The following is a 14,370-nucleotide window of genomic DNA, read 5'->3' on the forward strand; positions in this document are numbered from 1 at the left end:
CGCGTGCAGGCATGCGAAAAGGGCCGCCACGCCCGCCGTGAGGCGGGGTGACGGCCCTTGTCCGAGTGTTACTTAGGCGTTGCCACCCGAGAGCTTCTCGCGCAGAGCGGCGAGAGCCTCGTCGTCCGCGAGGGTGCCGGCGCCGGCGGCCTCGCTGGTGAAGGACTGGCCGCCGAAGTCGTCTCCGGCCGCAGCCTCGGCCTCGGCCGCCTTGACGACCTGAGCCTTGTGCGCCTCCCAGCGAGCCTGGGCTGCAGCGTACTCCTGCTCCCATGCCTCGCGCTGAGCGTCGAAGCCTTCCTTCCACGCACCGGTCTCGGCGTCGAAGCCCTCCGGGTACTTGTACTCGCCGTTCTCGTCGTACTCGGCGAGCATGCCGTACAGGGCCGGGTCGAACTCGGTGCCGTTGGGGTCGACCGACTCGTTGGCCTGCTTCAGCGACAGCGAGATGCGACGACGCTCGAGGTCGATGTCGATGACCTTGACGAAGACCTCTTCGCCGACGGAAACGACCTGCTCGGCCAGCTCGACGTGCTTGCTGGAGAGCTCGGAGATGTGGACCAGGCCCTCGATGCCGTCTGCGACGCGCACGAACGCACCGAACGGAACGAGCTTGGTGACCTTACCCGGCGTGACCTGACCGATCGCGTGGGTGCGGGCGAAGACCTGCCACGGGTCCTCCTGCGTCGCCTTCAGCGACAGGGAGACGCGCTCGCGGTCGAGGTCGACCTCGAGGATCTCGACGGTGACCTCCTGGCCCACCTCGACGACCTCGGAGGCGTGCTCGATGTGCTTCCAGGACAGCTCGGAGACGTGCACGAGACCGTCCACGCCACCCAGGTCGACGAACGCACCGAAGTTGACGATCGACGAGACGACACCCTTGCGGACCTGACCCTTGTGCAGGTTGTTCAGGAACGTGGTGCGCGACTCCGACTGCGTCTGCTCGAGCAGCGCACGGCGGCTCAGGACGACGTTGTTGCGGTTCTTGTCGAGCTCGAGGATCTTCGCCTCGATCTCCTGGCCGAGGTACGGCGTGAGGTCGCGGACGCGGCGCAGCTCGATGAGCGACGCGGGCAGGAAGCCACGGAGTCCGATGTCGACGATGAGTCCACCCTTGACGACCTCGATGACCGTACCGGTGACGACGCCGTCGTTCTCCTTGATCTTCTCGACGTCACCCCAGGCGCGCTCGTACTGCGCACGCTTCTTGGAGAGGATCAGACGGCCTTCCTTGTCCTCCTTCTGGAGAACGAGGGCCTCGACCTGGTCACCGACGGCGACGACCTCGTTGGGGTCGACGTCGTGCTTGATCGAGAGCTCGCGCGAGGGGATGACACCCTCGGTCTTGTATCCGACATCGAGGAGGACCTCATCGCGGTCGATCTTGACGATCGTGCCTTCGATGATGTCGCCGTCGTTGAAGAACTTCAGGGTCTTCTCGACCGCGGCCAGGAAGTCCTCAGCAGATCCGATGTCGTTGATGGCGACCTGCTTGGTGGCCGGGGCGGTCGTTGCGGTAGTCATGTAGTGGGTTGTCCTTGTTGAATGGAGACTCGGGCTGGGAGGCAAAGGCCGCGCACGGCCGACAGCATGCTTCACAGCGGTTGGATTTTGGTTTTCTCGCCACGAGGGCACGCGCATGCACGCCACGAGTGACAGTTCAGGCTATCAGAAGATGGACCGCCCGAGCGAGTCGGATTTCGCAGCGGCCGGCCTGTGGATAACTCATCCGGGCGCTCCCGGGACCGAGTTACCGTGACGGGGTGATTCCGCCGACTCCGCCCCGCGCCCCGCGCCGGTCCGTCCTGCTCCGCATCCTCGCCACCCTCGTGGCCGCCGCCCCGCTCGCCGCCTGCGGCCCCGCCCCGGTTCCGACCCCCACCCCGAAAGCCGCCTTCGCCTCAGAGGAGGAGGCCTTCGCCGCGGCGGAAGAGACCTACCGCGCGTACACCGACGCACTCAATGCGGTGGACCTGAGCGACCCGACCACATTCGAAGCTGTGTTTCGTATCTCGAGCGGCGACTTCGAAGCCGCCGATCGAAAGACGCTCTCGGAACTGCACGCCGCAGGCTACGCGTTCGTCGGCCGAATGAGCGTTGTCTATTTTGAAGGCCTTCGCACCGAACCTCCCTTCAAAGAGGTTCTCGCCATTGTGTGCATTGATGTCAGCGCGTCCGACGTTGTGGACGGCTCCGGACAATCGGTCACTGAGCCTGACAGGCCGGATGTGAATCCTCTTAGGGTGACTTTTCGACACCTTGAGCAAGGTTTCGTCGTGGACCACGCGGATCGAGAGCCTGAAGCGAAATGCGCGACGTAGCGTCAGCTCTCCTCTCCCTACTCCTGATTTTCCAGTCAGCCGCGGGTGACGGGAGTGGCGTTGGCGGTGCAGATGTAGCTGTTGGCAACGCGAGCGTCACGGTCTCGGGGACGCAGACGACACACTCCCCCGAGGGGAAGCGCGGCCCTCGCGCCGGCTCACCTCGGGCGCTCGAGGCGCCGTGGTATCCACCGCACGAATTCGACTTCGACTCCTGCCTCGACGACTGGAACAGCTCGCGAGGGTGCTTCCGTGCCACCGAGCCGGAGGAGGTGAAGCGCTCGGAGCCCGGTCAGGCATCCCCCTCCGCCCGGCCCATCACGATGACCGATCTGGCGCAGTTCGCCCCGGAGAAGATCGCCGTGACGGGCGAGCCGGGCAACCTCGGTATCGCCGGCATGCCGATGAACTTCGTCGCGACGGCGACGACGCACACGCGTACCTTGACGCTCTTCGGCGCTCCCATCGCCGTGCGCTTCACGCCCACGAGCTATTCGTTCGTCCATGGAGACGGCAGCACGGCGACGACGGCCGACGGCGGTCGGACCTGGTCCGCGCTCGGTCAGCTCTCCTTCACTCCGACCGCGACGAGCCACGTCTATGAAGACCGCGGCACATACCTGGCCCACGTCTCCGTGAGATACGCAGCGGAGGTCGATCTCGGCGCAGGGTGGTCCGCGGTCCCTGGCGACCTCACGGTCGACGGTCCGGACAGCGAGATCCGCATCTTCGAAGCGCATACGGCGCTCGTCGCTTTCACGTGCGCCGAGAATCCCGGTGCACCCGGATGCTGATCCCCGCGCGACGCGGGTGCGGGGCGCGGCGCGCCCGTCGATCCGCTGTCGGGAGTCCGTGACAAACTGTCGCCGTGACCGACCGTCTCATGCTGCTCGATACCGCCAGCCTCTACTTCCGTGCCTTCTATGGCGTGCCGGACAAGGTGACGGCCCCCGACGGCTCGCCCATCAACGCCGCCCGTGGTCTGCTCGACATCATCGCGAAGCTCGTCACGATGTACGAGCCCACGCACGTCATCGCCTGCTGGGATGACGACTGGCGTCCGCAGTGGCGGGTCGACCTCATCCCGAGCTACAAGACGCACCGCGTGGTCGAGATGGTCGCGAGCGGACCCGACATCGAAGAGGTGCCCGACCCGCTCGAGGCGCAGATCCCCCTCATCCGCGAGACGCTCACCGCTCTCGGCATCCCGATCGTGGGGGTCGCCGAGCATGAGGCGGATGACGTCATCGGCACGCTCGCGACCCACGCCGACATCCCCGTCGACATCGTCACCGGTGATCGCGATCTCTTCCAGCTCGTCGACGACTCCCGAGACGTCAGGGTCATCTACACGGCACGCGGGATGAGCAACCTCGAGATCGTCACCGACGCGACCGTGGTCGCCAAGTACGGGGTCCTCCCCTCCCAGTACGCGGACTTCGCGACCATGCGCGGCGACGCCTCGGACGGACTCCCCGGCGTCGCCGGCGTCGGAGAGAAGACGGCGGCGACCCTGCTGCAGGCCCACGCCGACCTTGCGGGGATCCGCGCCGCGGCAGAAGCCGGAGAGGGCATGAGCGCCGGGGTGCGGGCGAAGATCCTCGCGGCCTCCGCCTACCTCGACGTCGCCCCGACCGTCGTCGCCGTCGCCACGGCTCTGCCGATCACCGCGCCCGACGTCCCGCTCCGCATCCTCGATCCCGCCGAGGTGGACGCGGCCACAGCACTCGCCGAGAAATGGAATCTCGGCGGCTCGATGACGCGTGCGCTGGCGGCCGTCTCGAAGGCGGCCAGCCCCGCCGGTTGACCGCCTCGACAGGGGCCGATCATTCCGCCCAGGAGAGCAGTCGCGAAAGGCCCCAGGTCGTGACGATCCGGGAGGCCGGGACTCCGGCGCGCTCGGCCCGCTCGGCGCCGTGGTCGAGGAGGGAGAGCTGACCGGGGGCGTGCGCATCCGAGTCGATCGAGAAGAGGCAGCCCGCCTCGAGGGCGATGGCGATGAGCTCGTCAGGCGGATCCTGTCGCTCCGGTCGAGAGTTGATCTCGACGGCGACCCCGTTCTCGGCGCACGCGGCGAAGACGGCCTTCGCATCGAACTGCGACGGCGGACGGGTTCCCCGGTCCCCCTGCACGAGGCGGCCCGTGCAATGACCGAGCACGTTCACCCGAGGGTGCGCGACGGCGGCGAGCATCCGCGCGGTCATCGGACGGGCATCCATGCGGAGCTTGGAATGCACCGACGCCACGACGATGTCGAGCTCGCCGAGCAGCGCGTCTTCCTGATCGAGCGATCCGTCTTCGAGGATGTCGACCTCGATCCCGGCGAGCATCGTGAAGCCGTCGCCCGATTCGGCGCGCACGAGCGGGATCTGCTCGCGGAGCCGCTCCGCCGACAGGCCCCGAGCGACGCGGAGTCGCGGCGAGTGGTCGGTGATCGCCTGATACTCATGACCTTGGGCACGTGCGGCCGCCGCCATGACGGAGATGGGCGTCGTCCCATCCGACCAGTCGGTGTGCGCATGCAGGTCCCCGCGGAGCTTGGAGCGGAGCTCCGACACACGCTCCGGCTCCACGTCGCCGCGGAGCTCGACCAGGTAGTCGGGCACCTGACCGGCCTGCGCCTGCCGGATCACGGCGAAAGTGGACTCGCCGATGCCCTTGGTCGCACGCAGTCTCGTCGGGTCGGCCCGTACGTCATCCGGCAGATCCTGGAGCGTGGCAGCGGCCTGGCGGAACGCCTTCGCCCGATACCGAGACGCGCGCTCCCTCTCGAGCAGGGAGGCGATCTCGAGCAGTGCGTCGACGGGATCCACGGTCACACCTTCGGAGCCGCCAGCTCGCGGCTCACGCTGATCCACTGGTCGAGCTTCGCCAGCGCACGGCCGTCGTCAACGGCGGCCGACGCCTTCTCATACCCTTCCCGGAGGCGCTCGAGGATCGGCCGCTGCACCTGACCCGCGTCCTGCGACAGCTCGAAGGCGACGATGCCGGCCGCGGCGTTCAGGAGCACGATGTCACGCACAGCTCCCGTCTCGCCCTCGAGCGTGCGACGGAGGACCTCCGCGTTGTGCTGCGGCGATCCGCCGATGAGGTCGGAGAGGTCGGCGATCGGGATGCCGAGGTCCCGCGGGTCGAGGTCGTGCTCGTGGATGTCTCCGCGCGTGACCTCCCAGATCCGGCTGTGCCCCGTCGTCGTCAGCTCGTCCAGGCCGTCGTCCCCGCGGAAGACCAGGGCGGTCGCACCGCGCGTGCGGAACACCCCGGTGATCAGCGGCACGCGCTCGATCTGCGCGACGCCGACCGCGTTCGCCTCCGCTCGGGCCGGGTTGCACAGCGGGCCGAGCATGTTGAACACCGTCGGCACGCCGAGCTCCGCCCGCACGGGACCCGCGTGCTTGAAACCGGGGTGGAATGCGCCGGCCCAGGCGAAGGTGATGCCGGTCCGGTCCAGGATCGAGGCGACGGAGGCGGGGTCGAGCGAGAGCTCGAGGCCGAGGGCACCGAGCACGTCCGAGGAGCCGGAGGCCGAGCTGGCGGCGCGGTTGCCGTGCTTGACGACGGGGACCCCGGTCGCGCCGATGATGATCGCGGCGGTCGTCGAGACGTTCACGGTGCCGACGCGATCTCCGCCGGTGCCGACGATGTCGAGCACGTCGGGCGAGACGGGAAGAGGCACCGCGGCTTCGAGGATCGCATCGCGGAATCCGACGATCTCGTCGATCGTCTCCCCCTTGGCGCGGAGCGCGACGAGGAACCCTGCGAGCTGGGCCTCGCTCACGCCACCCTGCATGATCCTGCGCATCGCCCAGGTCGACTCCCAGACGCTGAGATCGCGACGCTCCAGGAGCGAGGTGAGCACGTCGGACCAGGTCAGCGAATCAGCCATGTGTGCGATCCTATCGGCGCGGAGAAAACGTGCAGATGCTTCCGCGACGCCGCCCGCCCCGCGACCACCCCCTGTTTCCCGCGGATTCACCGGGTATTCGCAGTGTTTTCTTAGGGTCCCCTAAGTCCCCGAGAGGCGAATCGAGGGGCGTCAGTGCAAGAATCACGCCCGGGGATCGGCCATAATGGAGGGGTGACGACCTCAGCGACGTATGCCCCGGCGGCGAGAACCATTAAGCGGCCCAACCCGGTAGCTGTCGGCACCATTGTGTGGCTCGGCAGTGAGGTGATGTTCTTCGCGGGACTCTTCGCGATCTACTTCACCCTTCGCAGCACCTCCCCGGAGCTGTGGGCCGACCGGACCGAGCTCCTGAACGTTCCGTTCGCAGCCGTCAACACGGCGATCCTCGTGCTCTCCTCCTTCACGTGCCAGATGGGCGTGTTCGCGGCAGAGGACCTGCAGCCCTACAAGCTCGGCAAGGGCCTGAAGAACGGTGCAGGCCGCCGTCGCCTCTTCGGCTGGGGAATGGTCGAGTGGTTCTTCCTCACCTTCGCCCTCGGCGCGATCTTCGTGTCCGGCCAGGTGTGGGAGTACGCGCAGCTCGTCGCTGAAGGCATGCCGATCAACGCCGACTCCTACGCTTCCGCGTTCTACCTGACGACCGGCTTCCACGCCCTGCACGTCACCGGTGGACTCGTCGCGTTCCTGCTCGTCATCGGCCGCGCATACGCCGTCAAGAACTTCCGGCACAAGGAGGCGACCTCCTCGATCGTGGTGTCCTACTACTGGCACTTCGTCGACGTCGTCTGGATCGTGCTGTTCCTCGTTATCTACTTCCTGAAATAAGAGCGGAGCTGATCCCTGAGATGGCACGAGAGAAGAAGCACCGTTCCCGCGGTCGTCGCAGCCCTTTGGCGGCGGCCGCCCTCATCGGCGCAGGCCTCCTGATCACCGGAGCCGTGTACGCCGGCGCATCCGCGGCTTTCGCCGCATCGGACACGCAGTCCGCGTCCACGCAGCTGACGGTCGAGGACGGCGAGAAGCTGTTCCAGGCCAACTGCGCCACCTGCCACGGTCTCGACCTGCAGGGAACCGCCAACGGCCCGAGCCTCTACGGCGTCGGCGAGCTGGCGACCGAGTTCCAGCTGTCGACCGGCCGCATGCCGCTGCAGATGCAGGGCCCGCAGGCACCGCAGAAGGCTCCGCAGTTCACGGAGGACCAGATCCTCGCGATCTCGTCGTACGTGCAGTCCGAGGCCCCCGGCCCGACCTTCCCCGAAGAGCGCCTGCTCGACGGTGAGGGCGACGTCGCGCACGGCGCCGAGCTGTTCCGCGTGAACTGCGCCATGTGCCACAACGTGGCCGCTGCCGGTGGTGCGCTCACCGAGGGCAAGTACGCCCCCGCTCTGACCGAGACCAGCGCGCTGCACATCTACGCCGCGATGGTCACCGGCCCGCAGAACATGCCGGTCTTCGGCGACATGAACCTGTCCGACGAGGACAAGCGCGACATCATCTCGGCTCTGCTCTTCCAGCAGCAGTCCGTGCAGATCGGCGGATTCTCGCTCGGATCGCTCGGACCGGTCTCCGAGGGCCTGTTCGTGTGGATCTTCGGTATCGGCGCGCTCGTCGCCGTGACCGTGTGGATCACGGCGAAGTCCAACTGACGCTTATTCATCGAAGAGGAACGTACGAGGAGCACCATGGCACACGACGACGACTCGCAGGCTCTTGACAGGGCCTACCAGCCCTCTCCGGGGCTGGGTGTCGCAGTCAGCGATCCCGTGCAGAACCCGGGGCTTCCGCCGCACCGCGAGCGGATGACCGACAAGGATCCGCGCGCTGAGAAGGCCGCTGTCCGCACCGTCTACACGCTGTTCTACCTCTCGCTGGCCGGGAGCATCTGGGCGGTCGCCGCCTACATGCTGTTCCCGATCGAGAGCGGCGCGCTCATCGACATCCGACAGAACAACCTCTTCATCGGTCTCGGCATCGCGCTCGCGCTGCTGGCCCTCGGCATCGGCGCGATCCACTGGTCCAAGGCGCTGATGTCGGACAAGGAGTTCATCGAGCACCGTCACCCCACCCGGGGCAAGGACTCGACGCGTGAGGCCGCCATCAAGGCCTTCGCCGACGCCAACGAGGAGTCCGGATTCGGACGCCGCACGATGATCCGCAACTCCCTGTTCGCGGCCATCGTCGCGTCGATCATCCCCGGCGTCACGCTCTTCCGCGGTCTCGCGCCGCACTCGACTCCGGATGACCCCACCAAGGGCGACCCGGTCGCGCTGCTCAAGCACACCATGTGGGAGAAGGGCGCGCGCCTCGTCCGCGACCCCGACGGCACCCCGATCCGCGCTGCGGACGTCACGCTGGGCTCCGCGTTCCACGTGATCCCGGAGGAGCTCGCGACGCTGAGCCACCACGACGGTTACCTCGAGGAGAAGGCGAAGGCCATCGTGCTGATGATGCGCCTGCGCCCCGAGCAGCTGATCGAGGCCGAGGACCGCAAGGACTGGTCCTACGACGGCATCGTCGCCTACTCCAAGGTCTGCACGCACGTCGGCTGCCCCGTGGCGCTGTACGAGCAGCAGACGCACCACCTGCTGTGCCCGTGCCACCAGTCGCAGTTCGACGTCACGGACCACGCAAAGGTCATCTTCGGCCCGGCGGCCCGCCCGCTGCCGCAGCTGCCCATCACCGTCGATGACGAGGGTTACCTGATCGCTCGCAGCGACTTCACCGAACCCGTCGGCCCGAGCTTCTGGGAGCGCCATTGAGCACCGCAACGCTGTCCAAGGACGAGAAGGACACCAAGGCGCCCCTCGGCGGCCGCTTCGTCGGTGCCGCGTCGAACTACATCGATGAGCGCACCAGCCTCTCCGGGTTCGTCAAGGAACTCGGACGCAAGATCTTCCCCGACCACTGGTCGTTCATGCTCGGCGAGATCGCCCTGTGGAGCTTCGTGGTGGTGTTCCTCTCCGGAACCTTCCTGACGTTCTTCTTCCAGGCGTCCATGGTCGAGACGCACTACACGGGTGCGTACGCCCCGATGCGCGGCATCGAGATGTCGGCGGCACTCGAGTCGTCGCTGCACATCTCGTTCGACCTCCGCGGCGGACTGCTCGTCCGTCAGATCCACCACTGGGCTGCGCTCGTGTTCATCGCCGGCATCGGCGTGCACATGCTCCGCGTCTTCTTCACGGGTGCGTTCCGCAAGCCGCGCGAGCTCAACTGGGTGATCGGCTTCGTCCTCTTCATCCTCGCGATGGCCGAGGGCTTCACGGGCTACTCGCTCCCCGACGACCTGCTCTCGGGCAACGGCCTTCGCATCATCGACGGCATGATCAAGGGTCTCCCGCTGATCGGCACGTGGACCTCGTTCCTCCTGTTCGGCGGCGAGTTCCCCGGCACCGACATCGTGGGGCGCCTGTACACGCTGCACATCCTGCTGCTGCCGATGCTCGTCATCGCGCTGATCGTCGTGCACCTCATGCTCATGATCGTCAACAAGCACACGCAGTTCGCCGGCCCCGGCCGCACGAACGACAACGTCGTCGGCTACCCGATGATGCCCGTGTACATGTCGAAGATGGGCGGCTACCTGTTCATCGTCTTCGGTGCCATCGTGCTGATCGCGACGTTCTTCCAGATCAACCCGATCTGGAACTACGGCCCCTACGACCCCTCCCCCGTGTCCGCCGGTACCCAGCCTGACTGGTACATCGGATTCGCGGACGGTGCGCTGCGTCTGGCGCCGTCGAACTGGGACATCGTCTTCCTCGACCACACCTGGTCGTTCGGAATCATCGCGCCGGTCCTGGTCCTCGGACTGTTCATCGTCATCGTCGCGATCTACCCGTTCCTCGAGGCCTGGGTCACGGGCGACAAGCGCGAGCACCACATCGCCCAGCGCCCGCGCAACGCTGCCACCCGCACCGCGATCGGCGTCGCCGGCGTCGTGTTCTACGCGGTCCTGTGGGCTGCAGCATCGTCCGACCTCATCGCGACGCACTTCATGCTCACGATGGAAGGCGTCATCCACACGCTGCAGGCTCTGCTCTTCCTGGGCCCGATCCTCGCCTACTTCGTCACCAAGCGCATCTGCATCGCGCTGCAGAAGAAGGACCGCGAGATCGTGCTGCACGGCTTCGAGTCCGGGCGCATCGTCCGCCTCCCCGGTGGCGAGTTCATCGAGGTGCACCAGCCGGTCGACAAGTACGACCGCTGGAAGCTCATCGACGTCGACACCTACGAGCCGCTCGTCGTCCGCCCGAACTCCAAGGGACGCATCCCGTGGACGGAGAACCTCCGCTCCGCGATCTCCCGCTGGTTCTTCGAGGACCGTCTGGCCCCGCTCACGCAGGCCGAGGTCGAGGCAGCGGATGCGCACCAGCACCACGTCACGGCTCACAACGACGAGACCGAGGCGGCAGAGATCCAGGGCGCTCACGAGCGCGCCGGGTTCCCTGACGCTCCCCTCACCGTCGATGAGACCCACGTCGACGAGACGCCGAACACCCCCAGCACGGTGATCTCCACCGAGCCGGTGAAGAAGCCTCGTCGCAAGAAGTCTGAAGAGGACGGCGAGTAACCGCCCCTCCCCTGACAAGAAGGCCTCGTCCCCCGTGGACGAGGCCTTCTTCGTCGTTCACGGAGGAGATTCGTCGTCCACGGATGAGAGGATCGAACCATGAGTTCCGTCGTCCAGCTGATCCGCTCCAGCACGCTCGCCGACGCCCCCTCCACGCGCCAGGCGGACCTCGTAGCGGCCTGGGACGTGGTGCACGCGGCGTTCGGGACACACGACGTCCCGAGCACGCTCCTGGGCGTGACCGTGCTCGGATACGACGACCAGCTCGTCGAGATCGAGGCGGTCGCGGCCGTCGCCGCCGAATGACGACGCCCGTCGAGGTGCGCCAGGCGCGCCCCACGGATGCGGCGACCCTCGTGGAGATCGAGGCCGCCGCTGACGCGCTGCTCATCGACCGCTTCGGCGCGACGGACTGGCCTCCCCCGGCCTCGGCGGCGGAGCGGTCTGCTCTCCCCGGGTTCATCCTCGTGGCGGAGCAGCCGGACCACGCGGCCGGTTCGCCCGCCGTGATCGGGTTCGTGCACGTCCTGGAGATCGACGGTCACGCACACCTCGAACAGCTCTCGGTGCTGCCGGAGTCCGGGCGGCGAGGAATCGGCCGCCGCCTGGTCGCCGAGGCCCTCCGCACGGCGCGAACCCGCGGCCACACGCAGATCACGCTGCGCACCTACCGGGACGTGCCCTGGAACGCGCCCTTCTACGCCTCCTGCGGCTTCGTCGAGACGTCGCCCGACTCTCCGTTCCTGGCCGACCTGGTGCGTGTCGAGACGGAGCTCGGGCTCTTCCGTCACGGCGCACGCGTGCAGATGACCGCCCTGCTGTGACGAAGCGACGCTGACCGCATTCGGACGCAACGAGACCGGAATCCGCTGCGGACGCGGGGTGCGCCGGACCTAGTCTGAGAGCATGATCGATCGCACCGACTTCTACGCCGCCAAGCTCACCTACGAAACCGACGCCAGCGACGTCCATGCGGCGCTCAAGGCCGGCGAGGAGCTCTTCGTCATCGATGTGCGCTCCGACGAGGCATGGGCACAGGGACGCGTCTCCGGCGCCGTGCACATGCACTACAGCGAGATCGCCGTCCGGGCGCCCGCCGAGATCCCCGCCGATGCCGATGTCGTCGTCTACTGCTGGAGTCCCGGATGCAATGCGGGCGCGAAGGGTGCCCTGGAGTTCGCGAAGCTCGGCTACCGCGTGCGGGAGATGATCGGCGGATTCGAGTACTGGGTGCGCGAAGGCTATCCCGTCGAGGATGCGGACGGCGTGCACCGGAGGCCCGTCGATCCGCTGACCGGCATCGCACGGGTCCGCACCCGCGCCTGACGCGGATCCCCCTGCGCACGAAGAAGGCCCCCGGAATGATCCGGGGGCCTTCTTGAATGCGGTGGACTCAGCGGGCGAAGTTCCCGCGGTAGTACTCGTAGACCCAGCCCACGATCGCCACGACGAAGATGCCGAGACCGATCGGGAGGAGGAAGTGTCCGACGGCGAGCCCGACGACGAAGACGCCGGCGGAGGCCGCGAGGACGATCGGCCACCAGGACCACGGGCTGAACTCGCCGAGCTCAGGGTCGCCGTCGTCGATGTCCGAGGTCAGGATGTCCTCGGGCAGCTCGCCGTTCTGCGCCTTGTGAGTCCGGTCGAGGTAGAACGCGACCATGGCGCTCATGAACGCCCCGAAGAAGAGCGCGACGGTGCCGACCCACTCGACACGCGAAGCGAAGTCGGGGTCGGGAGTGGCGATGATGTGCCAGCCCGTGTACACGACGCCGATGAAGGCGAAGAACGCGGTCAGGATCCACCAGAGGATGACGTTGTCGCGCATGACTTACTGGGCCTCTCGCTCGCCGGGCGCGGTCGTTGCGAACTCCGCCGCCTCCGGGTGGTTCAGGTCGAACGCGGGACGCTCGCTGCGGATACGCGGGATCGACGTGAAGTTGTGACGGGGCGGCGGGCAGGACGTCGCCCACTCGAGCGAAGCGCCGTAGCCCCACGGGTCGTTGACCGTGACCTTCGGAGCCTTGCGCGCCGTGATCCAGACGTTCAGGAAGAACGGCAGCATCGACGCGCCGAGGATGATCGCTCCGATCGTGGAGACCTGGTTCTGCCACGTCCAGCCGTCTGCAGCGGAGTAGTCCGCGTAACGACGCACCATGCCGTCGACGCCCAGCCAGTGCTGGATGAGGAACGTCATGTGGAAGCCGATGAACAGCATCCAGAAGTGCACGTAGCCGAGGCGCTCGTTGAGCATGCGGCCCGTCCACTTCGGCCACCAGAAGTAGAAGCCGGCGAACATCGCGAACACGACGGTGCCGAAGACGACGTAGTGGAAGTGCGCCACCACGAAGTACGAGTCGCTGAGGTGGAAGTCCAGCGGCGGAGCCGCGAGGATGACACCGGTCAGACCACCGAAGACGAACGAGACCAGGAAGCCGAGAGCGAAGACCATCGGCGTCTCGAACGTCACGGACCCTCGCCAGAGCGTGCCGATCCAGTTGAAGATCTTCACACCCGTCGGCACCGCGATGAGCATCGTCATCAGGGCGAAGAACGGCAGCAGCACCGAGCCGGTGACATACATGTGGTGGGCCCACACGGCCACGGACAGGGCGGCGATCGCGATCGTCGCGTAGACCAGGGTCTTGTATCCGAAGATCGGCTTGCGGCTGAAGACCGGGAAGATCTCCGACACGATGCCGAAGAACGGCAGGGCGATGATGTACACCTCGGGGTGACCGAAGAACCAGAACAGGTGCTGCCAGAGCAGGACGCCGCCGTTGGCCGGGTCGTAGATGTGGGCTCCGAGGATGCGGTCGGCCGCGGCGGCGAAGATCGCTGCCGCGAGGACCGGGAACGCCATCAGGATGAGCAGGCTGGTGATCAGCGTGTTCCACGAGAAGATCGGCATGCGCCACATCGTCATACCCGGGGCGCGCATCGTGATGATCGTCGTGATGAAGTTGACGGCACCGAGGATGGTACCGAAACCGGAGATGCCGAGACCCACCATCCAGAGGTTTCCACCGGCACCCGGCGAGAACGACGCACCGGCCAGAGGCTGATACGCGAACCATCCGAACGAGGCGGCACCCTGCGGGGTGAGGAAGCCGGCGACCGCGATGGTCGAGCCGAACAGGAAGAGCCAGAAGGCGAAGGCGTTCAGACGCGGGAACGCGACGTCGGGGGCACCGATCTGCAGCGGCAGGATGGCGTTGGCGAAGCCGGCGAACAGCGGCGTCGCGAACATCAGCAGCATGATCGTGCCGTGCATCGTGAACAGCTGGTTGTACTGCTCCTTCGTCGGGATGATCTGCATGCCCGGCGCGAACAGCTCGGCGCGGATGACGAGAGCCATCACACCGCCGAGGAGGAAGAACAGCACGGAGGCGATCAGGTACATGTACCCGATGGTCTTGTGGTCGGTGGAGGTGATCCACTTGACGACGATGTTGCCCTTCTGCTCGACGCGCGAGGAGCTCATGAGAGCGGCCTGGCGTGCCGGCAGAGTGGTGGGACGGGAGCGGGGTGTCTCGTCCGTGCGAGGAGCTTCGGTGGTCGACATG

14 protein-coding genes and 1 pseudogene are annotated in these 14,370 nt (G+C 67.0%); 10 read left to right on the top strand and 5 right to left on the bottom strand.

All coding sequences use genetic code 11. The features are described 5' to 3' along the window. Window positions 1-72 precede the first annotated feature (72 nt). Window positions 73-1,527, bottom strand: a complete 1,455-nt coding sequence (gene rpsA, locus CSX12_RS10565; protein ID WP_017202809.1) for a 30S ribosomal protein S1 — start codon at window positions 1,525-1,527, stop codon at window positions 73-75. A gap of 239 nt (window positions 1,528-1,766) precedes the next feature. Between rpsA and CSX12_RS10570 the strand changes: the two genes are divergently transcribed. The 3 genes from CSX12_RS10570 (at window position 1,767) to CSX12_RS10580 (ending at window position 4,131) form a co-directional block, all read left to right on the top strand. After that, entirely contained in the window at window positions 1,767-2,324 is a 558-nt protein-coding gene (locus tag CSX12_RS10570) for a hypothetical protein (protein WP_124895739.1), read from the top strand. Between the two features lie 272 nt (window positions 2,325-2,596). Beyond that, window positions 2,597-3,118 (top strand): hypothetical protein, encoded by a 522-nt coding sequence (locus CSX12_RS10575; protein ID WP_241160432.1) that lies wholly within the window; start codon window positions 2,597-2,599, stop codon window positions 3,116-3,118. A 74-nt stretch (window positions 3,119-3,192) separates the two neighbouring features. After that, on the top strand, window positions 3,193-4,131 hold the full coding sequence (locus CSX12_RS10580; protein WP_124895740.1) for a 5'-3' exonuclease: 939 nt from the start codon (window positions 3,193-3,195) through the stop codon (window positions 4,129-4,131). 19 nt (window positions 4,132-4,150) lie between these two features. Here the strand turns inward: CSX12_RS10580 and CSX12_RS10585 are convergent, their stop codons facing one another. Both CSX12_RS10585 and trpD read right to left on the bottom strand, forming a co-directional pair. Then, the gene (locus CSX12_RS10585; RefSeq protein ID WP_206427068.1) at window positions 4,151-5,137 is read right to left on the bottom strand and encodes a PHP domain-containing protein; all 987 of its coding nucleotides are present in this window, start codon (window positions 5,135-5,137) and stop codon (window positions 4,151-4,153) included. 2 nt (window positions 5,138-5,139) lie between these two features. Next, the gene (gene trpD, locus CSX12_RS10590; RefSeq protein ID WP_017202813.1) at window positions 5,140-6,210 is read right to left on the bottom strand and encodes an anthranilate phosphoribosyltransferase; all 1,071 of its coding nucleotides are present in this window, start codon (window positions 6,208-6,210) and stop codon (window positions 5,140-5,142) included. A 288-nt stretch (window positions 6,211-6,498) separates the two neighbouring features. On the opposite strand from trpD, the gene CSX12_RS10595 reads away from it, so the two are divergent. The 7 genes and pseudogenes from CSX12_RS10595 (at window position 6,499) to CSX12_RS10625 (ending at window position 12,130) form a co-directional block, all read left to right on the top strand. Continuing rightward, the gene (locus CSX12_RS10595) at window positions 6,499-7,056 is read left to right on the top strand and encodes a heme-copper oxidase subunit III (RefSeq protein WP_017202814.1); all 558 of its coding nucleotides are present in this window, start codon (window positions 6,499-6,501) and stop codon (window positions 7,054-7,056) included. Window positions 7,057-7,076: 20 nt separating this feature from the next. Next, window positions 7,077-7,877: a cytochrome c gene (locus CSX12_RS10600; protein WP_026049807.1), complete on the top strand. Its 801-nt coding sequence runs from the start codon at window positions 7,077-7,079 to the stop codon at window positions 7,875-7,877. Between the two features lie 36 nt (window positions 7,878-7,913). Then, window positions 7,914-8,990 carry a Rieske (2Fe-2S) protein gene (locus CSX12_RS10605; RefSeq protein WP_017202816.1) on the top strand — a complete coding sequence of 359 codons (1,077 nt, stop codon included), beginning with the start codon at window positions 7,914-7,916 and terminating at the stop codon, window positions 8,988-8,990. Then, window positions 8,987-10,804 (top strand): cytochrome bc complex cytochrome b subunit, encoded by a 1,818-nt coding sequence (locus CSX12_RS10610; protein WP_017202817.1) that lies wholly within the window; start codon window positions 8,987-8,989, stop codon window positions 10,802-10,804. The genes CSX12_RS10605 and CSX12_RS10610 overlap by 4 nt, the downstream gene beginning before the upstream one ends. 150 nt (window positions 10,805-10,954) lie before the next feature. Further along, window positions 10,955-11,110: pseudogene (locus tag CSX12_RS10615) on the top strand (RidA family protein); the annotation flags it as partial. Next, window positions 11,107-11,628 carry a GNAT family N-acetyltransferase gene (locus CSX12_RS10620; protein ID WP_017202819.1) on the top strand — a complete coding sequence of 174 codons (522 nt, stop codon included), beginning with the start codon at window positions 11,107-11,109 and terminating at the stop codon, window positions 11,626-11,628. The pseudogene CSX12_RS10615 and the gene CSX12_RS10620, both read left to right, overlap by 4 nt. A gap of 82 nt (window positions 11,629-11,710) precedes the next feature. Beyond that, window positions 11,711-12,130, top strand: a complete 420-nt coding sequence (locus CSX12_RS10625) for a rhodanese-like domain-containing protein (RefSeq protein ID WP_017202820.1) — start codon at window positions 11,711-11,713, stop codon at window positions 12,128-12,130. 67 nt (window positions 12,131-12,197) lie between these two features. Here CSX12_RS10625 and CSX12_RS10630 read toward each other — a convergent pair whose 3' ends face one another. Both CSX12_RS10630 and ctaD read right to left on the bottom strand, forming a co-directional pair. After that, window positions 12,198-12,632, bottom strand: a complete 435-nt coding sequence (locus tag CSX12_RS10630) for a cytochrome c oxidase subunit 4 (RefSeq protein WP_124895742.1) — start codon at window positions 12,630-12,632, stop codon at window positions 12,198-12,200. Between the two features lie 3 nt (window positions 12,633-12,635). Then, window positions 12,636-14,369 (bottom strand): cytochrome c oxidase subunit I, encoded by a 1,734-nt coding sequence (gene ctaD, locus CSX12_RS10635; RefSeq protein ID WP_017202822.1) that lies wholly within the window; start codon window positions 14,367-14,369, stop codon window positions 12,636-12,638. Window position 14,370 lies beyond the last annotated feature (1 nt).

It is taken from the genome of Microbacterium sp. Y-01, from assembly GCF_003856715.1.
Lineage (GTDB): Bacteria > Actinomycetota > Actinomycetes > Actinomycetales > Microbacteriaceae > Microbacterium > Microbacterium algeriense.